Genomic DNA, 23,155 nt, shown 5'->3' on the forward strand with positions numbered 1-23,155 from the left:
ATTCCACCCGACACCAGCGAAACATGCACAAACTCCGGATTGTATCCGGGATGACATGTTCATGTAAGGAAACGCTGGATGAGCTGGTTCGATTTTGACTGGGTGGATGCCTTTACCGACAAAGCCTTTGGTGGAAATGGCTGCGCCGTAGTCCATGGCGCGGCCCACCTGTCGGATGAGGTCTGCATGGCCTATGTGCGCGAAACCTCTCTGGTCGAGTGTACTTTTACAGGCCCGTCGGATGTTGCCGATATCCGGGTGCGGTATTTTCTGGCCAGTCGTGAGATCCCCTTTGCCGGTCATCCGACCATCGCAACGGTCGCAGCGCTTCGGTCGCGCGGTCTGGTTGAGGGTGACTCTCTGACGTTGGAAACCGGGGCGGGCCTTGTCGCCATTCGTCTGAACGGTGATGAGATCGAGATGACGCAGGTTGCGCCGGAATTTGGGGCAAATGTTCCCGCCGATCTGGTTGCCAGCGCGATTTCGTTGCCTGAAGAGGCCATCATCTCTCCGCCGCGATTTGTCTCTACCGGGTTGCCGTTCTGTATCACGGTGCTGCGGGATCACGAAGCGTTACGTGCGGCGCGGTTGGCCGAAGGTCCTTTGCGCGAGGTGGCAGCAAAAGCGGGATTTTCTGGTTCCGATATGGCCGAGCCGTTTTTGGTCACCTTGCAGGGGGCGACGACACAAGGGGATACGTTCTCACGCCTGCTGCTGGCACCGCCCAGCCCACCCGAGGACCCTTTCACAGGTTCTGCGACGGGCGCGATGGCGGCCTATCTTTGGAGATACGGGCTTATGGAGAAAGACCAATTCATCGCTGAACAGGGTCACGACATGGGGCGTCCGGGGCAAGCAACGGTGACGCGTGTCGGTCCGAGCGATGCCATGACCGGGATCAAGGTGGCGGGGCAAGGCTATGTTCTGATGCGCGGACAGGTCGACTTGCCTGAGGCGGATCAATGACCGAAGCGATTGCTGTTTTACCCTACGGCCACCGTCTGGGCCCGAAACTGGCCGAGGTGCCTCTGTCCGAGCTGATCTGGCACGAGGGCTGCCCGGATCGTTTGCTGGGCAAAACAGTCGGTGACCTCGCGCCGACGGATCATCTGATCATGTATCCCAATTCGACGGTGCACTGGCGGTTGCGGCGTGGCACGAAGGCGCGGATTTCACTGATGATGGGCGAGCCTTCGGCCATCCACGCCAAGCATGACCGACAGTTGCGCCTGACGTGGCGGCGGTTCTTTCGGGTGTTCACCTTTCACGATGTTCTGCTGGAAAACCTGCCCAACGCTGTGTTTCTGCCCTATGGCGTCACCATGGTGCCAGACTGGCAAGAGCTACAGGCTGAGAAGGTCAAATCCTGTTCGCTGATTGCCTCGGCCAAGCGGGACCTCGTGGGCCACCAGCTGCGCCATGACGTGATCGACTGGATCCGAGAAACCGGGGCCGATGTGGATATCATGGGGCGCGGATACACGCCTTTCGACCAAAAATCGGATGGGCTGGCCCCTTACCGCTATTCGGTCGTGATCGAGAATGTGCGAGAGCGGAATTACTTCTCGGAGAAACTGATCGACTCGATCCTGTGCGCGACCGTTCCGATTTACTGGGGTTGCCCGAATATCGGGGATTTCATGGACACTTCGGGGATGATCCTCTGCGAGACGCAAGCGGAGATTCAACAGGCGATCCAGTCTGCATCCGAAGAAGACTATGCCCAGCGTCTGCCCCATCTGAAGGCGATTCAGGACGTAGCCGCAGACTACGGTCGGTTCGAAGAGCGGGCAGTACGCGCTCTGCGGCATGAGCTATCGGGCGCGCCCGGTTAAAGCCCCATCCAAGCCATCGGTGCGATTGGGTTGTTTTGTGGGTCAACTCCATGGCGCGCGCATAGCGTGCTGAGAAACGATCCTCGCACCGGCAGGCCAGCAGTCTGTTGGGCCATGAATTTCTTCTGATGCCCAAAGACATGCACGGAATGCACACCGTCCCGTTCAATGACAGATGGCAGAAGTCGTGGGTCGTGCAGCTTCCAAAGCGCCTCGTTTGCCAGGGGGTAGAAAGTATCAGCAGGCATAGCATGGATGTCCTCTCCGGTCTCACGCAAAAAATGCCCTAGCGCTTTTGGGCCGGAGCACCCCCATGGCAGCGCCTCGATCCCCCAGGTCTCGCCCTCCGCGATACGCTTCTCGTTGCGCCTGCGCAGTTTGGACCCGCGCCATGGTTGGGTCGGGTTGGCCGAGGTGACAAAGGCAAGCATCTGCGCAAGCGTTTGAGATTCTCGAGGCAGGCGCAGCACCCCGTTGGGAAACTTGCCGGATTGAGAGGAGGCAAAGACAAAAGGGGACGCAAAATCAAAGGGCTTCAGACAGAGTGCATCCAGATCCACCCAGATAAAATCTGTACATTCTAGCAACCTGAGCCTGAAAATGTCCGAAAACACCGCAACGCCCAGTCGATCTTCGGGCCGTAACTTGAAAGGGGCGGGCCACAGTACCTCGGACGCGTGCCGCAGGTCGACGCCAGGCGGGATATTCGCGATGTCATGCGCCGAATAAAGGGTTAAGGAATGGCCGTGGTCCAGATAGGATTGAATGCACAGCGCCTCAAGCCAGCTGAGATCGGAACCAAACCAGAAGCTGGCGATTTGAGGAAGAGAGCGCATCTTGGATTGGCCGTACAGAACTTGACTGGGCCGACTGCAACAAGGTCCCGCATTTTTGTCAATCTCGGTCGTTGGTTTGCACGAAAAACGGCCCCCGGTGACCGGAGGCCGTTTCCAATCTGGCTTAGCTCAATCGCTTAGTTCGCAGCGATCAGGCCCATGCTCTCGAGCTTCAGCAGAACCTGATGCGCGCAATTGTCGACCTCGACATTCTCGGTCTCGACGCTCAGTTCAGGGTTCTGAGGCACGTCATAAGGGTCTGAGATGCCTGTGAACTCTTTGATCTTGCCTTCGCGGGCAAGCTTATAGAGGCCCTTCCGGTCGCGGCGTTCGCATTCCTCGATGCTGGTGGCCACGTGAACCTCACAGAAGGCACCGAACTGTTCGATCTCTTCGCGCACGGCCCGACGAGTGGTCGCATAAGGAGCAATCGGCGCACAGATGGCGATTCCGCCGTTCTTGGTGATCTCGGAGGCGACATAGCCAATGCGGCGGATGTTCAGATCGCGGTGTTCCTTCGAGAAGCCAAGCTCGGACGACAGGTTCTTACGCACAATGTCACCATCCAGCAGCGTCACGGGGCGGCCGCCCATCTCCATCAGCTTGACCATAAGCGCGTTGGCGATGGTGGATTTGCCAGATCCTGAGAAACCAGTGAAGAACACGGTAAAGCCCTGTTGGCTGCGCGGCGGTTTGGTTTTACGCAGCTCGGCCACGACTTCGGGGAAGCTGAACCATTCGGGAATTTCCAGACCTTCGGCCAAACGGCGGCGCAGTTCGGTGCCCGAGATGTTCAGGATCGTGACATTGTCCTTGTCGAGGATCTCGTCATTCGGTTCGTACTGGGCGCGTTCTTGCACATAGACCATGTGCTTGAAGTCGACCATCTCGACGCCGATTTCATCCTGGTATTTGCGGAACAGATCCTGAGCATCATAAGGGCCGTAGAAATCCTCACCCTGGCTGTTCTTGCCGGGGCCAGCGTGGTCGCGGCCAACGATGAAGTGGGTGCAGCCGTGATTGGCGCGGATCAGGCCATGCCAGACGGCCTCACGCGGGCCAGCCATACGCATCGCCAGGTTCAGCAGCGACATCGAGGTGGTCGAGGCCGGGTATTTATCCAGCACCGCCTCATAGCAGCGCACGCGGGTAAAGTGGTCCACGTCGCCCGGTTTGGTCATGCCGACGACTGGGTGGATCAGCAAGTTGGCCTGCGCCTCTTTCGCGGCGCGGAAGGTCAGTTCCTGATGGGCGCGGTGTAGCGGGTTGCGGGTTTGGAACGCAACGATGCGACGCCAGCCCAGCTTGCGGAAATAGGCGCGCAATTCGTTCGGAGTATCCCGGCGGCCACGGAAATCATAATGGACGGGCTGTTGAATGCCGACAACGGGACCGCCCAGATAAACCTTGCCTGCCACGTTATGCAGGTAGTTTACGGCCGGGTGCGCATCGTCATCCGCGCCAAAGACCTTCTCGGCCTCGCGCGATTTGTCGGGGGTCCAGCGGTCGGTCACGGTCATGGTGCCGAGGATCACGCCCTCTTGGTCGCGCAGGGCTATGTCTTGGCCCAGCTCGATGCTTTCGGCGAATTCTTCGCTCACATCCAGTGTGATCGGCATCGGCCACAGCGTGCCGTCGGCCAGACGCATGTTCTCGACCACGTTGTCGTAGTCGGCCTCGGACTGGAACCCTTTCAGCGGGTTGAAGCCGCCATTCATCAGCAGTTCCAGATCGCAGATCTGGCGCGGAGACAGGTCATGGCTGGTTAGATCCGCTGCCTCAACCTTCAGCTTCTGGGCCGAGTCATAAGAGACGTAGAGTTCGGGAATGGGGGCGAGATTGCTTAACATTGTCATCGGAATTCTCTTGTCGATGTGATGATACGCCAGTGTGATCTTGGCATTTGAAACGGCATGTGCCCCGCCACTGAGTCAGAGTCCACAGGGTCAGATAAAACTAAGGAGGATATGAGCGGTTTTTCTTGTGATTGGAAGAATTTTCCAATTCGGCGGAAAACGGGCGATCAAAGTTCCGACAATCTAGCGCAAATTTGCCACAGTAAGTATGCGTGTTCCTGTTGTCTCAGGCCTTCTCGAGTTCCGAGGCGCGGGGCACCGGCAGGGCTGGAACGGGCTCGGACACGCCGCGCAGCTTGAAGGGCTGAATACGATCGTCCGAGATATTCATCTCGGCGGCCTTTAGCAGCTTGGCTGAGACAAGAAGCTCAACCCCCAGCGGTTTTGTTTCGGCCTCAAGGCGGCTGGCGACATTCACCGCGTCTCCGATAATCGTTTGCGCGGCATGGCCCGCCGCGCCAATTTCACCGAGCACCAGATCGCCCAGATGGAGCCCCATGCCGATACGGATATGCGGGCTGTCTTCGGATGAAAGCTGTCGGTTGAACTGTTCCAGCGCATGACTCATCTCAATTGCCGCTTTCAGACCAGCGCGTGCGGATTGCCGGGGGTCGGGTTTGTCAAAAACCGCCAGCAACCCATCCCCCATATATTTGTCAACGACCCCGCCCTGAGAGGTGATCGAAGGCACAATCGCGTCGAAGAAACGGTTCAACAGGAAGACGATATCATAGGGCAGTTGCCCCGCCGTTCGGGCGGTAAAACCGCGCATATCCAGAAACAGCACGGCCAACTGACGTTCCTGCCCCTGACTTGCATGAGCCCGGTCGTGCTTGCCGTCGGGGCGGAAAACACGAAAGACCTTTACCGGCTCGGTTGGGCGCATCTGACAGGCCAGACGCGTCTGGGCCGAGGCCCCAACGGCGGCCAGACTGCGGGCTTCGATCTCGCTGGGCGGGGGCAGGTGATCTCCGCCATCCTCAACGATCACGCGGCAGGTGGTGCAGCGGCCCTTGCCGCCACATAGGGCGGCATGCGGAATTCCGTTGGCCTGAGACATCTCAAGCAGCGTCATGCCTTTCTCGGCAAAAACCTCGGGCCCTCGGGCATAGGTGACCTGCACGGAATGCCGACGTCTCCACAGCTTGCGGCCAAGATAGAAGGCCGCCGTGGCACCAAGCGCGGCCCAAAAACCCGTCATGGCGTTGTCTTCGACGCGGAACATGGCCTCAAAGGCCTCGGCCGAGGGCCAGTTATAGTGTTCGATATACTGTTCGCGCAGGAAGTCATCGGCAAAATCGGCCCAGATCCGGCGCCCCTCGGTCAGCACACCGGCCAAGGCGAAACAGGGGACAAAAACCGCAAGACCGATCAGGTAGGGCAGGGTCTTGCCCCACCACGTGGTCAGCCGCAGCCACATGTGCAACCCGATGCAACCATGTACCCACACGATCAGTAACAGTAGACTTTGCATCCAAATCGCAGAGCTTGGCCACATCAGAATGATGATATAGCCCATTTCGTCATTCACATCGTAGATCTCATGCGCGTACCGCGTGTGAATGATGTGGACGATCAGCTGGATCGGGATCAGCAGCCCCAGCACGATTTGCAGGGCTGAGCTGAACGGCATGCGCAAAGTCCGTCGTTGTATGATCGACGTTAGCGCAAGGCCCGAATGTATGATCAGCGCAAGGTAGAGAAGCGCGCTCATGGCGTCGTGGCGGGTTACGGCCTTTCGACCATCTTGCATGCCATGCAGATAGTCGGTGTGAAACAGGCCCAGGCCGATGTTCAGAAAGTGGAAGAAGGCAAAGACAAAAAGGACCAGCCCGCTGCCGATTCTAAGCCGGGTTGACCACCCGCCACGCCAAAGAGCGTTGTCCGTTGTGACCACGCGCGACCCTCATGTTTTGCACCAGTGTGAGGCCGCGCGGGGATAGGGTCAAGCCGGTCTGGCTTGACCCTGTGCCCTTAGTCCTGTTCGGCCAGAAAGCGCTCGGCATCCAGAGCGGCCATGCAGCCCATGCCTGCGCTGGTGACGGCCTGACGGTAGATGTGATCCGTCAGGTCACCTGCTGCGAAAACGCCCGGAACCGAGGTCTCGGTCGATCCCGGTTTGGTCACGACATAGCCGCCCATATGGGTTTCCAGCGTGTCCTTGACCAATTCGTTGGCCGGGGCATGGCCGATAGCGACAAAAACGCCCTTGCACGGGATCTCAGAGATTTCGCCCGTTTTCACGTTTTTAACACGCACGCCTTCGACGCCCAAGGGCGCGTCGGTCCCGATGACCTCGTCCAGTTCGTGGAACCAGAGCGGTTCGATCTTTTCATTCTTCATCAGGCGATCCTGCAGGATCTTTTCGGCCCGCAACTCGTCGCGGCGGTGGATCAGGGTCACCTTGCTGGCGAAATTGGTCAGGAACAGCGCCTCTTCCACGGCGGTGTTGCCGCCACCGATTACAACGATCTCTTGCCCGCGGTAGAAGAACCCGTCACAGGTCGCGCAGGCGGAGACGCCGAAGCCTTTGAATTTCTCTTCCGACGGCAGGCCAAGCCATTTGGCCCGCGCACCGGTCGCCAGAATGACGGCATCGGCGGTGTAGACCGTGCCGCTGTCGCCTTTTGCGGTGAACGGACGTTTCGAGACATCCAGATCGCTGATGATATCGCCGATGACCTCACAACCCATCGCCTTGGCGTGGTCCTGCATGCGGACCATCAGATCGGGGCCTTGTACCTCGGTATCGCCGGGCCAGTTTTCGACCTCGGTGGTGGTTGTCAGCTGGCCGCCGGGCTCGATCCCTTGCACCAGAATGGGTTCCAGCATCGCGCGGCTTGCATAAACCCCGGCTGTATAGCCTGCGGGTCCCGACCCGATGATCAGAACCTTGGTGTGTTGTGTGTCGGCCATGGTACCCCCGCTCGAACTGCCTGAATTGGGCCATTTGCCCGTCGCAAGGATATAGCGATGGGCGGGCAGGGCTTAAAGCCCCTTCATGAAGGGAAGCTGATATGCCTTGTCGGAATGGCCCTGCGCAAATGAGCGATTTGAAAACAAAGAAAATTGCGCAGCTACGAAACATTATTGCGCGTGGGCTAGGTGCTGATATAAGAACCGAAAAATCAGGAGCGTTTTATGGTCACGACCCGGCTGGATGAAATTGATCGCAAGATTCTGGCGGAATTGCAGGCAGACGGTCGCATGACCAATGTGGAGTTGGCCAAAAGGGTCGGTATCTCAGCCCCTCCGTGTCTGCGCCGCGTCCGTACGTTGGAGGAATCGGGTTATATCACCGGCTACCACGCCGAAGTGAACGCCCGCGAACTTGGGTTCGAGGTTCAAGTCTTTGCGATGGTTGGATTGGACAGCCAGGCGGAGTCGGAGCTCAGCGCATTCGAGGCGCAGTGCGGACTATGGCCGCTGGTCCGTGAGTGTCACATGCTGAACGGCGAGGTCGACTTCATCCTGAAATGCGTCGCGCCCGACCTCAGCAGTTTTCAGCAGTTCCTGACCGGCGAACTGCTGACCACGCCAAACGTGGCCAGCGTCAAGACATCGCTTGTTATCCGCGGCGCAAAAGACGAGCCAGGCGTCCCGTTCGATGTATTGGAAGACCGAATGAATCGCTCGGCGTAAACCACATCCGTCGTGTTTCTGTTGGGCAGGGCGGCAGCATAGCCACCACCGCCAGGGTCAAAGCCCATCCTATCAAAATCTGCATAAAGCCCCCACTCTGCAGTACTCTTTAACAATTCACGCCGATATCGCGTCGATCTCTCCGTCCCCGGCGCGCGGCATGAGCAGCGGGCCAAAATCGCTCAACGATTCGATATGCGCAAACAGGTTCAGATAGATCGACCGTAACGAATGGCTGATCATGCGAACCGCATTAGCACCTGGATGATAGGTTTCAAAGGGCAGGCCGTCTACACGGATGACGGAGTGTTTTTTCAGGCAAATGTGAAACAATTCTACCGGAGTGGGCGGCATTGTTTCCACAACACCCATTCCGTCCTGAAATTCGGCCACAGGCGTCAGAATCGGTGACCCACCGTGCAGGCGCCGCAAATGGGCAGGCGTGCCAAGCAGGCGCGCGGCTGGTCCTGCGATCACACCGGACATCGGTTTCTGCATACCAAACGTATCGGCCATAATTCGGGTCAGCGGACGGGTGCGCCCGCGGGAGTCCTCACGGCCCGGTATCAGCGTCACCGAACCCTTCCACAAAACGGTCTCAGAGGTCCCGTCCTGCGTCAGTACCGTGTCGCCGGGCAGCAGGTCCTCGATCGCCATCGGCCCTTGTTCGGTTTCCACAAGCGACCCCCGTGAGAAGGCGCAAAAGGCGTCCTCGAACATCGGCAGGGCCGGTGCGATATGCCGTGTTTGCGCGATGTCTCCGTTTTCTAGCAGGGCGCTCACTTCGTAACGGCGCAACTGGGCTTTCTGTTTTGTTGTCGGCCGCGGAGTGTCGTGAAGCAAAGCCGACGTTTCGACAGCATTTCTGGCAGCAATGGCCAGTGATTTTGGAATAGTCATTAATATTCCGTTCCTTTTAGAACCGGATCAGACGGGGCATACCCCCATGCAGGCCCATCTGTCGGTTCGGTTCTTTGTCTTGAAATAAATGGGTAACCCCTGGGCGCCGGCGATGGCCGCAGCGCACAGCGAAGCAATTTCGCATTCCATTGGTCAATCCATTGACCCCCCAGACAAACTCGTACAGCGCGGGCGAAAATGCCCACAAACACGCTCCGAACTCAGGATGCAGTTATCGTTGCATCTCACGCCCACCGGACCGGAGCACTACCCGGTGCGCGTCTACCAAATGGAACCGGCAGCTTGGTTCCGTTGGCTTTCTGTTTCAGCGTCGCGTCGCGAGACGGCGTGCAACCCTGACAGAATGGCTTGAAACTCGCTTCCACGGCATGTCCAGTTTCGGGTCCTGTGCGGCCTGAATGACCGCGCTGAGAAAGCGAGATTTCTGTTTCATTTTCTGGTCCTGCTCGATCGGAGGTCTGAGCCTCGTTCCGTGTGTGTAGACTCAACGTGCCGCAGGTTTGCGGCAGGGATAAGGCTTAACCGGGATCAAAAACGGACAAAAAATAAAGGTTGGCGGTTCCTCTGTTTGAGGTGCCAGCATTCATTTGTCGGCAAAGACAGATAACCTTCTGAGTACTGGCACAAAATTCACTGCGATTCTGTGTCAGGTAAACACAATAAATGTGGCGGAAAGGTGGCGGTTTTGCCTTAATTAGGGCCTAGTCTACAATCTGATCGCCGAAATCAACCGCCCGTAATCCGCCTCTTTGGCGTGTGTTGTCCGGCGGTACGAATAAAAGCGATCCGGATCGGAATAAGTACAGTGCCGGGTCCATTCTGCCTGCCCAACACCCGCTTGGCGCAGTTTATGCAGACCAAAGGCTGGCAAATCAAATTGCATCCGGTCGTCGGTGCCATTGGTGAAGAACCTGCTGTTCTCCGAGGACTCCGCCATGAACGCATCCAAAAATTCGGGACCGACCTCATAGGCCACCTGCGAAATGGATGGCCCGATCACGGCGCGCGTGTTTTCGCGCGTGGCGCCCAATGCCTCCATCGCGTCCAATGTGGCCTCTAGTACTCCGTCCAAAGCTCCGCGCCAGCCAGCATGGGCAGCACCGATCACGTTCGCGTCAGGGTCGCAGAAAAGCACAGGCTGGCAGTCCGCGGTCAGAATTGTCAGAGCCAACCCGGGCGTGGCGGTCACGAGCGCATCCGCCTTGGGTTTGTCACCCGTAAGGGGCGCATCCACCGTCAGCACATCGGGCGAATGAACTTGATGAATACCAACCAGCGCCTCGGGCGTGACATCCATCGCGTCAGCAACTCGTCGGCGATTCAGGGCGACGATCTCGGTCTGATCGGACGAGCCATAGCCGCAGTTCAATCCAGCAAAGACACCCGAGGATGCGCCGCCTCTACGGCTAAAAAAGCCGTGTTTTACAGGGGCCAGCATATCCGACGTGAGAATTTCCAAGGTCATGGTTCCAGTCCCGGTGGAGGCGCAGCTTGGGGCGGGTAGAGGCCCAGCACTTTGAACAGATTTCCCATTTCATCGGGATGCGTCAACCGGCGATGTGCGGACACCAGTTCATCAAGCTTGGAGCCGCCTATACCCTTGGCCAGAGCCTGTGCGCGGGCGGTGATTCCCAGACGTTCCAGAAAAATGCCCTGTGGTGTCAGGCGGGTATGAGCACAGCCTGCGGTCTTTACTGCGAGCGCCAGGGGCTCAAAATCCACATGCGCCGTCAGGTCTGCCTGACCGGGGGTTTGCAGAGGGTCCACACGCTCATGCGCCTTTAGGGCCTGAAGCGTATCGCCAAGCGAGTGCCAGTCACCATAGTCCACGATTAGAGCAGCCCCTCCGTTCTGCGCGATTCGGCTGGCGAGGATGGTCAGAATCGGAATAGCAGCAGCGCAGAGTTCGACGAGATCCCCGTCTCGCGTATCTAACAGCCGGTCCTGTAGCGCCGTTTGTGGTGCGGCGGGACCAAGGCCAAAGGTCAGCGCGCCATCGGTCTCTCCGATCAATCGTTCGCACCAAGCGGCGCCATCGCGCAGGAACTGGCGGATGGGTAGGGCGTCAAAGAACTCATTCGCCACCAGAAACAGCGGCAAGTCCGGCAGCTCCGCCACGTTGCTGATCCACTGCGGATTGTGATCTTTCAGGGTTGCCTTTTGCACGTCTCGGAGCGTCTCGGAGGCTTCCAGTAGAACAACCTTGGCCGCATCATGGAAACCGGGAACCGAGCGGGTCGCCCGTAGGATATCCGCCATCAGCGTACCGCGACCCGGTCCAAGTTCGGCTAGCGTAAACGTGGATGGCTGCCCCTGATCCATCCAGCTTTGCGCCAGTGACAGCCCGATCAACTCTCCGAACATCTGACTGATTTCAGGCGCGGTGGTGAAATCGCCCTGAGCACCAAACGGGTCGCGCGTGGAGTAATAGCCCAAAGTTGGGTGCAGCAGGCATTCGGTCATGTAGTCGGCCAGCGTCATCGGACCGTCTTGCCGGGTTCGGGCGATCAGAAGTTCGTGCAGGCTCATGCCGTTCGCCGGGCGCGCAGAGCGAACCATAGCCCAAGAGCAATCATCGGCAGGGACAGGATTTGCCCCATCGTCAGGCCGTAGCCGCCGATATGCCACGCCAGCCCAAGCGGGTTACCGGGCGAGATGAACTGCGCGTCGGGCTGACGGACAAACTCGACCAGGAAGCGGGACGCCCCGTAGCCTGCGAGGAAAACGCCCATGATCAGGCCGGGTTTCCGAAACGCGCCGCGCCGGTAGACCAGCCACAGAAGGACTGCGCCCAATAAGACACCCTCTAGCGCGGCTTCGTATAGTTGCGAGGGGTGACGGGCACACATACCGGCCACGACACCCGGGCAGTCCTGCGCTGCGAAGCCGGGAAAAATAACGGCCCAGGGCAGCTCGCTTGGTCGGCCCCAAAGCTCGGCGTTGATGAAATTGGCAAGCCGTCCCAGCAACAGGCCGGGCGGGACGGTGTAGGCCACCAGATCGCCTAGCGACAGGGTCGGAATGTTGTGACGGCGACCATAGAGGTATGAGGCGACAATCACCCCTAGCAACCCGCCGTGAAAGGCCATGCCGCCTTGCCAGACCTTCAGGATATCCGCCGGATGCGACAGGTAGTAGGCCGGTTGATAAAACAGCACAAAGCCCAGCCGACCGCCCAGAATCACACCGACGATGATCCAGGTCAGCAGATCATCCAACTGCTCGGGCTTCATGGGTGGCGTCTCATTGCGCCACAGAGCAGGACGCCGCAGGGCCATCACGGCCAGACGCCAGGCAATCAGGATGCCGACAATATATGCCAGCGCGTACCACCTGAGCGCGAACTCCATCCCGAACAGTGGGATCGAGAACAGCTCGGGCGACAGATCGGGGAAATTCAGAACAGCCTGCATGTGCGTCTCATTGCCCGGGGTTTGCAGGGCAAGTCAACCTTGAGCCTGCGCCAATCCTTCCCCATATAAGGAAGAACCGCGATTTCGGAGAAAAGCCATGCAAACCCGCAACAAGATCCTCGACGACGTTTCCCAGCTGATGACCAACGCCATGGGCGTGGCGCAGGGCGCACGCGAAGAGGCCGAGAATGCGATGAAGTCGATGATCGACCGTTGGCTGGCCGACCGCGATTTCGTCACGCGTGAAGAATTCGACGCTGTGCGCGCCATGGCCCAAAAGGCCCGCGAAGAGAATGCCGCGCTTGAGGCGCGCATCGCCGCACTTGAGGCGAAACTGGACAAGTAACGTCCATATTCAAATTTTTTAGGCAAGATTAGCGCCGCGCAATCCAAGGTCGGATTGTGCGGTGTGGTGTATCATGCCGCCTTGCAGAAATTAATCAAGACAAAGCTGCATGAGACGCCAAGATTTTGATCGTCGTTGCCGACTGTCCACAACTTATTGCTGTTATCCCCAAGAAATGGGGTTGCCAGACCACCTCTTGCGGCGCACCATATTTGGTACAGGCCTACGGGGGAAGCCCGGCTTGTAGAGCAGGCAACTAGCGCTGGGGCGCTGCCAGCCCCGAAATGCTAGAGAGTAGTGAGGTGGCATTATGGCCCTTTCCGAGCAGTTTCTCGAAGAAGACCTTCATCCAATCGATATTGTTGAACATCTGGCCGAACATCACGACTGGGATTTTGACCGCATCGGCGACGATCAGATCGCCATGGCTGTCGAAGGGCAGTGGCGGACCTATTCGATCACGCTGGCCTGGTCCAACTATGACGAAACGCTGCGCATGGTTTGCTCGTTCGAGATGGAGCCTCCCGCCGAGCGTGAGAGTGAGCTGTATGAGCTGCTCAACAAGATGAATGATCAGTGCTGGGCGGGCGCGTTCACTTATTGGGCGAACCAAAAGCTGATGGTCTATCGCTACGGCCTGGTTTTGGCGGGCGGTCAGACCGCAAGCCCCGATCAGATCGACACGATGATCAACGCTGCGGTGTTGAGCGCCGAGCGTTACTACCCGGCGATTCAGCTGGTCACCTGGGGCAATCGCGACCCGGAAGAGGCGATGCAAGTCGCCATTGCAGAGGCCTACGGCCGAGCGTAAACCTTTGCCCTGAACCGTTGAATAGGGGAGGGGCACAGATGGACATGTCGCGCGTGGCCGAGCAGGGCCTTGTGTTATTGGGATGCGGAAAGATGGGGTCCGCGATGTTGGCGGGTTGGCTGGATCACGGCCTGCCCGCCGCTTCCGTTTGGGTGATTGATCCTTACCCCTCGGACTGGCTGAAAGCGCAGGGCGTAAACATCAACACGCCACTGCCCGAATCCCCCGCAGTCGTGCTGGTGGCCGTCAAACCGCAAATGATGGGTGAGGCTCTGCCGGCGATCCAGGCCCTCGGTGGCGGTGGCAGCTTGTTCGTTTCCGTCGCAGCGGGCACCTCGATTGCGACATTTGAGGACGTGCTGGGTGAGGGCACACCGATTGTGCGGGCAATGCCGAACACACCGGCGGCGATCCGTCAGGGTATCACGGCGATGATTGGCAACGCACATGTGTCCGGTGACGATTTGGACCTCGCGGAAAACTTGCTTTCGGCGATAGGCGAGACCGTGCGTCTGTCGGACGAGGCTCAGATAGATGCGGTCACTGGCGTCAGCGGCTCAGGCCCAGCCTATGTGTTCCACCTGATCGAAACGCTGGCCGCCGCAGGGCAGGCGCAGGGTCTGCCGCATGAGCTGGCCATGAAACTGGCGAAATCCACAGTTGCAGGCGCCGGCGCCTTGGCTATGGCCGCCGAGGAAGACCCCTCGCAATTGCGGGTCAACGTGACCTCGCCCAATGGAACGACTCAGGCTGCGCTAGAGGTTCTGATGCACGAAGCAGAGGGTTTCCCAAATCTGCTGCACCGCGCCGTCAAGGCCGCGACTGACCGATCCAAGGAGTTGGGCCGTGAGTGAGATCTCGTTCGACGACTTCCTGAAAGTCGACATCCGCGTCGGTGAGGTCATCCGCGCCGAGCCCTATCCCGAAGCCCGCAAGCCCGCGATCAAGATGTGGATCGATTTCGGCGACGAGATTGGTGAGCGAAAGACCTCGGCCCAGATCACCGCGCATTACGACCCGTCGACGCTGATCGGCAAACAGGTGATGGCTGTGGTCAACTTCCCGCCGCGCCAGATCGGAAAGTTCATGTCCGAGGTTCTGGTCCTTGGCCTGCCGGATGAAAACGGTGAGATCGTGTTGATCGGCCCGGATGGCAAAGTCCCCGTTGGCGGAAGGATGTACTGATGAAACTCTGGATCACGCGCCCGATGACACCGGCGGTCGAAGAGCGAGCTGCTGCCGAGTTCGATGTTGAGATTCGTCCCGCAACCACGCCGCTGTCCGAGGATGAGATGGTGCGGGCGTTGCAGGACAATGACGTGGTTGTGCCCACTCTGGGCGACCTGTTCTCGGCGGAGATCTTTGCCAAAGTACCCGAGCCGCGCTGCAAGCTGTTGGCCAATTTCGGCGTCGGCTACAATCACATCGATGTCGAGGCCGCGCGCGCCTTAGGCATCGCTATCACCAACACGCCCGGCGCGGTCACGGATGCGACCGCTGATATCGCCATGACCTTGTTGCTCTCGACCGCGCGCCGCGCGGGTGAGGGGGAACGTCTGGTGCGGGCTGAAAACTGGCAGGGTTGGCATCCCACGCAAATGCTGGGGCATCATGTCACCGGCAAGCGGGTCGGCATCGTCGGCATGGGCCGCATCGGCCAAGCCATCGCGCGGCGCTGTCACTTCGGGTTCGGCATGCGGGTCGCGTACCAATCCCGCAGTGCCAAGCAGCTGGATTTTGAGGCCGAGTTCACCCCCGATCTCTCGGCACTTGCGGCCTCGGTCGATTTCTTGGTTCTGGCCGTTCCGGGCGGGGCTGAGACACGCCATCTGATCAATGCCGCAGTGCTTGAGACCATGAACCCCTCGGCCATACTGGTGAACATCGCGCGGGGCGAAGTGGTAGATGAGATCGCTCTGATCAGCGCGCTGCAAGCAGGCAAGATCGCGGGGGCCGGGCTGGACGTCTACGAGCTCGAGCCGGTTGTACCGCAGGCTCTGCGCGACATGCAGAACGTCACCCTGCTGCCGCATCTGGGCACCGCCACCGAAGAGGTTCGGACCGGCATGGGACATATGGCGTTGGACAATGTGGCCGCCTTCGTCTCAGGGCGCGACTTGCCGAATCCGGTCTAGTCGCCGACCGCCTCACGCCAGTGTTTGCGGCAGAGCGAGACATAGGTCTCGTTCCCGCCGATCTGAACCTGAGCACCCTCGGTGATGGCACGGCCGCTTTCGTCCTGCCGAATCACCATCGTGGCTTTGCGTCCGCATTCGCAAATGGTGCGGACCTCGCGCATCTCATCGGCCAAGGCCAGTAAGGCTGCTGAGCCGGGGAAGAGTTTGCCCTGGAAATCTACCCTCAAGCCATAAGCCAGCACCGGGAGCTTCAGGTCATCCACGGCGCGGGCAAGTTGCCAGACCTGATCCTCGGACAGGAACTGGGCCTCATCCACAAAGACACAGGCGATCGGATCGGCCTTCTGGCGCGTTTCGATCATGGCAAAAACGTCATCGTCTGGGCGGAAAGTATCTGCCTCTTCGGAAATCCCGATACGCGAGGCGATCCGCCCCACACCGGCGCGCCCGTCCACGGCAGCTGTCATCAAATAGGTCTTCATGCCGCGCTCATGGTAGTTGTGCGAGGCCTGCAGCAATACGGTCGATTTGCCCGCATTCATTGTCGAGTAGTTGAAATACAGTTTTGCCATGCGGCGGGTCTAAAGCGCCGACGCCAATCGAACAACCCATCAATCTTTGAGGGGGAAGCGACGTCGCCGTTACCATTGCAGAGGCCGAGCAGATGCTCTTTGGGGATGGAACCTTGCGCATGCAACAGCGACGCCGTCGGTCAACATGTGACCAAAACGGAGTGAGGCTGAACAATATTGCCTCACGATTACTCATTACCGGCACTGAACGGCCGCCACTCACTCACAAAACCCTCGCATATCTGAGGGATAGTCAATTTATGGCATTTCAATTATGACTTGGTTATGGGAAATTTCCCTGTGCTTTCCCCCAAAACGGACAGAAGGGGCGGCGCGTGCAGGTAGCAAAGGTAGAACTATGGCAGATATCGGGGCCTATCTTAAGAAACACACCGAAGCCTTGGTGAAAGATGTCGGGATCGAAGCCGCGTGCGAGATCACAGGCAAATCAAAGGCAACGCTCGGCCGCTACTACTCGGATAACTCGGAACACGCGGATCGGTTCATGCCCGTCGACGCAGTGGCACGTCTAGAGAACGCGGCCAACTATCCGCATGTTACCTCGGCACTGGCGGACTTGAAGAACATCACCCTGTCTTACGGGGATCGCAACACGGATTCTCCGCGCACAGGTGGTGTAAATGCGGATGTCATCGCCCTAAGCCAGCGGTTTGCCATGCTGATGACCGAGTATCAGGCGGCCATTGAAGACGGGATCATTACCGTCAACGAAGCCAAGCGCCTGCTCAAGGAAACCAGCCTTTTGCAGCAGGTTCTGATTGAGATGAAACTGCATCTCGAAGAAGAAAGCGTCAGTTAAAAGCTGGCATCGGGCGCCTTTTGGACGTCGTTGTTTGAACGCACTGACTGCGCTGCCACCTGACGGCTTCTCCAATACAGCGTCGGATCAGGATTTCCGTTTCACGATGACGGACCCAACCGAATAGCCAGCCCCGAACGAGCAGATCAGCCCGATATCCCCGTCCTCAAGGTCGTCGGAGTATTTGGAGAAGGCGATAATCGACCCGGCTGAGGAGGTGTTGGCATAATCCTGCAAGATGTTGGGTTGCTCACCCGCCTCGGGCACACGTCCAAGGACCTTCTTGCCGATGAAATCGTTCATGGTCTTGTTGGCCTGATGCAGCCACAGGCGTGTCAGGTCGTCGCTGCTGATGCCCTCGGCCTCCATGTGGTCGCTGATATGCTGGCTGACCATGGGGAGCACTTCCTTGAAGACCTTGCGCCCGTTCTGCATGAACTGCATGTCGCGCCGGTCGATCATCCCATCAGGTCGTGAGCGGCGCAGAAAGCCGTTATTGTTGCGGATATTGTTCGAGAAACTCGTGGCGCAGCGGGTCGACAGGACCTCAAAATGCGGGCCTTGCGCGTCTTCGATGCGTTCGATCAGGGTGGCCGTGGCCACGTCGCCGAAGATGAAATGACAATCCCGGTCGCGCCATTCCAGATGGCCCGAGCAGATCTCGGGGTTCACCACCAATGCGGCCCGAACCGAACCCGACCGCACCATATCCGCCGCCGCTTGAATGCCAAATGTGGCCGAGGAACAGGCGACATTCATGTCAAAACCAAAGCCATTGATGCCCAGAGCCTGCTGTATCTCGATGGCAATGGCCGGGTAGGCCCGCTCGTGGTTCGAGGCCGCGCAGATCACCAGATCGACATCTGCCGCCGTCCGACCAGCCTGCGCCAGTGCTTTGTGGCAGGCATCCACCGCCATTTCGGTCATGACCCCCGGCTCGTCATCGCTGCGCTGGCGCAAAGCGGGGTGCATGGTGTCGGGGTCCAACACGCCGGATTTATCCATCACATAGCGGTTTTCGATGCCGGACGCCTTGACGATGAACTCCTCAGAGGAATGCTGCATCGGCTCCATCTCCCCGGCTTCGATGGCCTGGGCGTTCTCTGCATTCACCTTGTCGGCATAGGCGTTGAAGGCTTGCACCAGCTCGGCATTGGTGATGACGTTTCCGGGCGTGAAAACGCCTGTACCGGTGATTGCAGGGATATACATGGCAAGTCCTGAACGTTTTGGGTTTGCTCAAAATGCAGTCACAGGGGCATTTGATCAAGTCTTGGTTACCCGAGGGAAGCTAGGCCCGAGGATGATTCTCCACTTCAGTTATTGAATAGTTCATAATTTGAAGTATATGACCCGCAACGACGTCTCGGAGTCTCTTCAATGTCAGACAGTATCAGCGACAGGCTTGGCCGCCTGAGCCCTGAAATTCAGGCCATCATGGGCGTCTATGCTCTCTATTGGAAACTCGAAGAGACCTTCGACACCATCGAAACTGACCTGAGCCACCCGGAATGCCATATGCTAATCAAGCTGGATGAACCCAAGAGAATGGGTGTTTTGGCAGCCGATATGCTCAGCGTGCCATCCACCATTACGGCCACTGCGGATGCTCTGGAAGAAGCTGGCTATCTGGCGCGCCAGCGCGATCCCAATGATCGCCGTGCCTGGTTGCTGGTGCTGACCGAACAAGGCGAGAGCGCGCGAGATATGTTGGTGTCAGCAGCCGGAGATCTGTTTCACAAGGCCTCTGGCCTGAATGCAGAAGAAACAGCCGAGTTCGCCCGGATGGCGAGCAAGATTCGAGACAACGTACTGAAAACGGGAATTCCCGAGGGATTGAAGAAATGAAACAGCTGACTTCTCTGGGCCTTCTGTTGGCCGTTTTGGCGACGCCGCTTGTCGCGCAAGAGACCGCGAAACCGGTTAAGCTAATGCAGGTGCAGGAAACGGCACCGGGTTTCACTCGACAGTTTTTCGGCCGCGTCGCTGCGCGTCAGACCGTTGATCTGGCCTTTCAGGTTCCGGGGCAGATTGTTGAGATGCCTGTCACCGAAGGGTTCGTCATCCCGAAGGACGGTCTGATTGCCCGACTGGATCAGGAACCATTCGAACTCAGGCTGGATCGCGCCCGGTTGCAGAAAGAACAGGCTGACCGAACCGTCGCGCGTCTGTCGCGGTTGCGCGGCACAACCGCCAGCCAAGTGGCGGTCGATGATTCCGAAACCGAAGCGCAACTGGCCGCTATCGCCCTCCGCGACGCGGAATACGAGCTGGAACACGCAACGCTGACGGCGCCGTTCGACGCGCTTGTGTCAAGTCGCGCAGTTGAGGCTTTTACCACCGTGTCTGCGGGAACACCGATCGTGCGCATCCACGACATGTCGGAACTTCGGATCGAGGTGGACGTCCCCGAGATCCTGTTCCAACGCTCGGGTCAGCAGGATGACATCACGATCACGGCCAAATTCCCCGTAAGCGACGAAGTTTTCCCGCTGGAAATCCGTGAGTTCGACGCCGAGACCTCGAGTGTTGGGCAGACATTTCGCATTCAGTTCGGCCTGACCCCGCCTGAGGGGCTGCAGATTCTTCCCGGCTCGTCTGTGTCGGTGAACGTGCATGTCAGGGATGGCCGTACGGGGATCGTTCTACCGGCTTCAGCCATCGTCGCTGGCGCGGATGGCGCGCTGGGCGTGATGGTCTTCTCTCCGGCTGGCGCAGATGAGGGCACGGTACGCCTTGCACCCGTAACCATCGAACCAACTCAGACCGGTGAAGTCCGTGTTCTGACCGGCTTGGAAGATGGCGATGAGGTTGTTGTCGCAGGTGGCTCAGCGTTGACAGACGGCCAGAGCGTGCGCCGTTTCACCGGCTTCTCGAACTAAGGGGCGGGCTGATGAGAATTGCACGCGCATCTATCGACCGGCCGCTTTACACGTGGCTGATCATTCTGATCGCCCTGTTTGGCGGCATATGGGGCTTCCTTTCGCTGGGGCGTCTGGAGGACCCAGCTTTTACCATCAAAAACGCGGTCATCGTAACGCAATACCCCGGCGCAACGGCCGAGCAAGTGGCGCTGGAAGTGTCCGAACCCCTGGAATCGGCGATCCAGCAAATGGGTGAGGTGGATACGATCACCTCGTTGAACCAGCCGGGGCAATCCCTGATCGAGGTTGAGATCAAATCCACCTATGACGGCAGCGAATTGCCCGCAATCTGGACCCGCCTACGCGCCAAGGTGCGCGATGCGGCGCGGGGCCTGCCATCTGGCGTAAACCAGCCCTTCGTCAATGATGGTTTCGGCGACGTGTTCGGTTTGTTCTACGCCGTCACTGCAGAGGGGTTTTCGGACGCAGAAAAGCACGAACTGGCGACGTTTCTGCGGCGTGAACTGTTAACCGTCGACGGCGTTGCCGATGTCGAGGTTCAGGGCTTGCCGCAAGAGGCGATTTTCATCGAACCGGATCTGTCCATCTCGGTGAACCAGAACGTCCCCATCCAAGCCATCAACGAGGCGATTGCCAACGCGGATTCGGTCAACTCCTCCGGCTCGGTTCGGTCCGAGAACGACCGCACCACCATTCTGACAGCCGAAGGGTCGGATAGTGTATCGGCCATCGCAGGGTTGTCGGTCGGCTCGCAAGGGCAGGTGATCAACCTGTTTGACATGTCCAACGTTTACCGCGCCCGTCAGACCGACCCGGATATCATGATCCGCTTCGATGGGACCGAGGCCTTTACGCTGGGCATTGCCGGTTTGGCCGCCGAGAACATCGTCGAAGTAGGTAAGCGCGCAGATGCCAAATTTGCGGAACTGGATACGCAAATCCCCTTTGGCGTGGAAATTCTGCCCATCTACCAGCAACACGTGGTGGTCGAGCAAGCCTCGAACGACTTTCTTGTGAACCTGGCCATGTCCGTGATCATTGTGGTCGCTGTTCTGGGCCTCTTCATGGGCTGGCGCGCTGCCATTGTGGTCGGGACAACGTTGCTACTGACTGTGGTCGGCACGTTGCTGTTCATGGCGCTGTTCTCGATTGAGATGGAGCGGATTTCGCTGGGTGCCCTGATCATTGCGATGGGGATGTTGGTGGACAATGCCATCGTGGTGGCCGAGGGCATGCAGATCTCGATGCTGCGCGGCAAATCCTCGCGCGATGCAGCGGATGAGGTGGCATCGAAAACGCAGATCCCACTGCTGGGCGCGACTGTCATCGGCATCATGGCCTTTGCGGGCATCGGTCTCAGCCCCGACGCGACCGGAGAGTTCCTGTTTTCGCTGTTTGCGGTTATCGGGATTTCATTGCTGCTCAGCTGGGTTCTGGCAATCACAGTAACACCGATGTTGGCGCATTACTTCTTCAAGCAGGGGAAAGAGGGTGAAGTTGACGCTTATGGCAGCCTTCTGTTCCGTGTCTATGGCGCGATCCTGCGCTGGGCGTTGCGGTTCCGCTGGCTCGTTGTGGCCGGGCTGATCGCTGTGACGGTGGCCTGCTATGCGGGCTTTGGCCTGATGAAGCAGCAGTTCTTCCCGGACTCGAATACGCCGCTGTTCTTTGTCCACTATAAGCTGCCTCAGGGCACACCGATCTCGCGTACGTCAGCGGATATGGCCGTTGTCGAGGATTGGTTGGCGGAACGTGACGATGTGGTGTCCGTCACCACATTTGTAGGGCAGGGTGCGACCCGCTTCATGCTGACCTATAGCGCAGAGGACCCGAACCCAAGCTACGGTCACATGATCATTCGAACGGAAACGCTGGAGGATATCCCAATGCTGCAGGGCGAGCTCGAGGCCTTTGGGGTGGCTCAGTTCCCTGAAAGCGAGTTTCGTACCAAACGTCTGGTTTTTGGTCCGGGTGGAGGCACCCCGATTCAAGCCCGCTTCTCGGGTAGCGACCCAGCCGTGCTACGGCAGTTGGCGGACGAAGCAGTTCAACGCATGGCGGCGGCTACGCCAAACGCGCTGAACATCCATCATGACTGGCGCGAAAAAGAGCTGGCGGTGCAGCCGATCTACGCAACCGAACGCGCGCAGACAGCCGGTGTTTCGCGTGAAGATATTGCGGCCACGCTGCAATTCTCGACCGACGGCATCACCGGAGGCGTCCTGCGTGAGCGCGACCGCCTGATCCCGATCATTCTGCGCCGCCCTGCAGAGGGTGACTATTCGATCGTCGATCAGGTCGTGTATTCCGATCAGTCAGGCCAATTCGTACCCATCGAACAGATGGTGGACGGGTTCGAATACCAGTTGCTCAACACCGAGGTCCACCGGCGCAACCGGGTTCTGACAATCACCGTTGGCGCGGATATCCCGCCCGATGTGACCGCAGCGCAGGTGCATTCCGAGGTGCGCGCAACGATTGAAGAGATGGACCTGCCACCCGGCTATCGCTTGGAATGGGGCGGTGAGTTCGAGGACTCGGGCGATGCCCAGGAAAGCCTTGGCAGGCAATTGCCACTGAGCCTGTTGATCATGGTGCTGATCTCGGTCCTTTTGTTTAATGCGATCCGCCAGCCGGTCATCATCTGGCTGTTGGTGCCCATGTCCGTGAACGGTGTGGTGATCGGTTTGCTGGGCACCGGGCTGCCGTTCACCTTTACGGCGCTCCTGGGCCTGCTCAGCCTGTCGGGGATGCTGATCAAGAACGGCATCGTTCTGGTCGAAGAGATTGATCTGGTCCGCGCAACGGGCAAACCCTTGCAGGAGTCGATCGTCGAAGCATCCGTCTCGCGTCTGCGGCCGGTGATGCTGGCGGCGATTACAACAATCCTTGGGATGGCCCCGCTTCTGACCGACGCGTTCTTTGTCTCGATGGCGGTCACCATCATGGGCGGGTTGGCTTTTGCCACGGTCCTGACCATGGTCGCGGCCCCGGTCTTCTACCTGCTGTTCTTCCAGCGAGATGAGAAACGGCAAGCGGTTGCTGCTTAAATGAAAAACCCCCGGCCAACGACCGGGGGT

At 58.8% G+C, this 23,155-nt stretch carries 23 protein-coding genes; 12 read left to right on the plus strand and 11 right to left on the minus strand.

The window, feature by feature from the left end; all coding sequences use genetic code 11:
* Positions 1-78: 78 nt before the first annotated feature.
* Both ACXAH8_RS04685 and ACXAH8_RS04690 read left to right on the plus strand, forming a co-directional pair.
* A complete protein-coding gene (locus ACXAH8_RS04685) occupies positions 79-966 on the plus strand; it encodes a PhzF family phenazine biosynthesis protein (protein WP_475216466.1) in 888 nt (295 codons plus the stop codon).
* Positions 963-1,835 carry a hypothetical protein gene (locus tag ACXAH8_RS04690; protein ID WP_475216468.1) on the plus strand — a complete coding sequence of 291 codons (873 nt, stop codon included), beginning with the start codon at positions 963-965 and terminating at the stop codon, positions 1,833-1,835. Before ACXAH8_RS04685 ends, ACXAH8_RS04690 begins: the two co-directional genes overlap by 4 nt.
* Here the strand turns inward: ACXAH8_RS04690 and ACXAH8_RS04695 are convergent.
* From ACXAH8_RS04695 to trxB, 4 genes are all read right to left on the minus strand, one after another.
* Entirely contained in the window at positions 1,832-2,671 is an 840-nt protein-coding gene (locus ACXAH8_RS04695) for a hypothetical protein (protein WP_475216470.1), read from the minus strand. The genes ACXAH8_RS04690 and ACXAH8_RS04695 overlap by 4 nt on opposite strands.
* A 137-nt stretch (positions 2,672-2,808) precedes the next feature.
* Positions 2,809-4,527, minus strand: a complete 1,719-nt coding sequence (locus ACXAH8_RS04700; protein ID WP_475216473.1) for a bifunctional sulfate adenylyltransferase/adenylylsulfate kinase — start codon at positions 4,525-4,527, stop codon at positions 2,809-2,811.
* Positions 4,528-4,753: 226 nt separating this feature from the next.
* Positions 4,754-6,424 (minus strand): adenylate/guanylate cyclase domain-containing protein, encoded by a 1,671-nt coding sequence (locus ACXAH8_RS04705; RefSeq protein ID WP_475216475.1) that lies wholly within the window; start codon positions 6,422-6,424, stop codon positions 4,754-4,756.
* A 77-nt stretch (positions 6,425-6,501) separates the two neighbouring features.
* On the minus strand, positions 6,502-7,443 hold the full coding sequence (trxB, locus tag ACXAH8_RS04710; protein ID WP_475216477.1) for a thioredoxin-disulfide reductase: 942 nt from the start codon (positions 7,441-7,443) through the stop codon (positions 6,502-6,504).
* A gap of 225 nt (positions 7,444-7,668) precedes the next feature.
* On the opposite strand from trxB, the gene ACXAH8_RS04715 reads away from it, so the two are divergent.
* Positions 7,669-8,169: an Lrp/AsnC family transcriptional regulator gene (locus ACXAH8_RS04715; protein WP_475216479.1), complete on the plus strand. Its 501-nt coding sequence runs from the start codon at positions 7,669-7,671 to the stop codon at positions 8,167-8,169.
* A 117-nt stretch (positions 8,170-8,286) separates the two neighbouring features.
* Here ACXAH8_RS04715 and ACXAH8_RS04720 read toward each other — a convergent pair whose 3' ends face one another.
* The 5 genes from ACXAH8_RS04720 to lgt form a co-directional block, all read right to left on the minus strand.
* Positions 8,287-9,069 carry a Hint domain-containing protein gene (locus ACXAH8_RS04720; protein ID WP_475216481.1) on the minus strand — a complete coding sequence of 261 codons (783 nt, stop codon included), beginning with the start codon at positions 9,067-9,069 and terminating at the stop codon, positions 8,287-8,289.
* Between the two features lie 325 nt (positions 9,070-9,394).
* Entirely contained in the window at positions 9,395-9,523 is a 129-nt protein-coding gene (locus ACXAH8_RS04725) for a hypothetical protein (RefSeq protein ID WP_256439789.1), read from the minus strand.
* Positions 9,524-9,796: 273 nt separating this feature from the next.
* On the minus strand, positions 9,797-10,555 hold the full coding sequence (gene pgeF / locus ACXAH8_RS04730) for a peptidoglycan editing factor PgeF (protein WP_475216483.1): 759 nt from the start codon (positions 10,553-10,555) through the stop codon (positions 9,797-9,799).
* Positions 10,552-11,619, minus strand: a complete 1,068-nt coding sequence (locus ACXAH8_RS04735) for a class I SAM-dependent methyltransferase (RefSeq protein WP_475216485.1) — start codon at positions 11,617-11,619, stop codon at positions 10,552-10,554. Before ACXAH8_RS04735 ends, pgeF begins: the two co-directional genes overlap by 4 nt.
* On the minus strand, positions 11,616-12,503 hold the full coding sequence (gene lgt, locus ACXAH8_RS04740; RefSeq protein ID WP_475216487.1) for a prolipoprotein diacylglyceryl transferase: 888 nt from the start codon (positions 12,501-12,503) through the stop codon (positions 11,616-11,618). Before lgt ends, ACXAH8_RS04735 begins: the two co-directional genes overlap by 4 nt.
* A 97-nt stretch (positions 12,504-12,600) precedes the next feature.
* Between lgt and ACXAH8_RS04745 the strand changes: the two genes are divergently transcribed.
* From ACXAH8_RS04745 to ACXAH8_RS04765, 5 genes are all read left to right on the plus strand, one after another.
* The gene (locus ACXAH8_RS04745) at positions 12,601-12,849 is read left to right on the plus strand and encodes an accessory factor UbiK family protein (protein WP_050604795.1); all 249 of its coding nucleotides are present in this window, start codon (positions 12,601-12,603) and stop codon (positions 12,847-12,849) included.
* Positions 12,850-13,159: 310 nt separating this feature from the next.
* Positions 13,160-13,660, plus strand: coding sequence for a type III secretion system chaperone family protein (locus ACXAH8_RS04750; RefSeq protein WP_170468281.1), 501 nt, complete (start codon positions 13,160-13,162; stop codon positions 13,658-13,660).
* Between the two features lie 38 nt (positions 13,661-13,698).
* Positions 13,699-14,514, plus strand: a complete 816-nt coding sequence (proC, locus tag ACXAH8_RS04755; RefSeq protein ID WP_170460524.1) for a pyrroline-5-carboxylate reductase — start codon at positions 13,699-13,701, stop codon at positions 14,512-14,514.
* Positions 14,507-14,845: a tRNA-binding protein gene (locus tag ACXAH8_RS04760; protein ID WP_475216489.1), complete on the plus strand. Its 339-nt coding sequence runs from the start codon at positions 14,507-14,509 to the stop codon at positions 14,843-14,845. Before proC ends, ACXAH8_RS04760 begins: the two co-directional genes overlap by 8 nt.
* Entirely contained in the window at positions 14,845-15,795 is a 951-nt protein-coding gene (locus ACXAH8_RS04765; protein WP_475216491.1) for a 2-hydroxyacid dehydrogenase, read from the plus strand. Before ACXAH8_RS04760 ends, ACXAH8_RS04765 begins: the two co-directional genes overlap by 1 nt.
* Here the strand turns inward: ACXAH8_RS04765 and ACXAH8_RS04770 are convergent.
* Positions 15,792-16,370, minus strand: coding sequence for a thymidine kinase (locus tag ACXAH8_RS04770; RefSeq protein WP_475216493.1), 579 nt, complete (start codon positions 16,368-16,370; stop codon positions 15,792-15,794). The genes ACXAH8_RS04765 and ACXAH8_RS04770 overlap by 4 nt on opposite strands.
* 358 nt (positions 16,371-16,728) lie before the next feature.
* Here ACXAH8_RS04770 and ACXAH8_RS04775 point away from each other — a divergent pair, with 358 nt between their 5' ends.
* Positions 16,729-17,190, plus strand: a complete 462-nt coding sequence (locus ACXAH8_RS04775) for a hypothetical protein (RefSeq protein ID WP_170374695.1) — start codon at positions 16,729-16,731, stop codon at positions 17,188-17,190.
* 87 nt (positions 17,191-17,277) lie between these two features.
* On the opposite strand, the gene ACXAH8_RS04780 is transcribed toward ACXAH8_RS04775, so the two are convergent.
* Complete coding sequence (locus ACXAH8_RS04780) at positions 17,278-18,402, minus strand: beta-ketoacyl-ACP synthase III (RefSeq protein WP_475216495.1); 1,125 nt, start codon at positions 18,400-18,402, stop codon at positions 17,278-17,280.
* 168 nt (positions 18,403-18,570) lie between these two features.
* On the opposite strand from ACXAH8_RS04780, the gene ACXAH8_RS04785 reads away from it, so the two are divergent.
* From ACXAH8_RS04785 to ACXAH8_RS04795, 3 genes are read left to right on the plus strand one after another with little or no spacing between them, the layout of a single operon-like run.
* A complete protein-coding gene (locus ACXAH8_RS04785) occupies positions 18,571-19,038 on the plus strand; it encodes a MarR family winged helix-turn-helix transcriptional regulator (protein ID WP_170637450.1) in 468 nt (155 codons plus the stop codon).
* Complete coding sequence (locus tag ACXAH8_RS04790; protein WP_425085151.1) at positions 19,035-20,072, plus strand: efflux RND transporter periplasmic adaptor subunit; 1,038 nt, start codon at positions 19,035-19,037, stop codon at positions 20,070-20,072. The genes ACXAH8_RS04785 and ACXAH8_RS04790 overlap by 4 nt, the downstream gene beginning before the upstream one ends.
* Before the next feature lie 11 nt (positions 20,073-20,083).
* Positions 20,084-23,125 (plus strand): efflux RND transporter permease subunit, encoded by a 3,042-nt coding sequence (locus ACXAH8_RS04795; protein ID WP_475216499.1) that lies wholly within the window; start codon positions 20,084-20,086, stop codon positions 23,123-23,125.
* Positions 23,126-23,155 lie beyond the last annotated feature (30 nt).

Source organism: Ruegeria sp. ABV3_008, assembly GCF_056161185.1.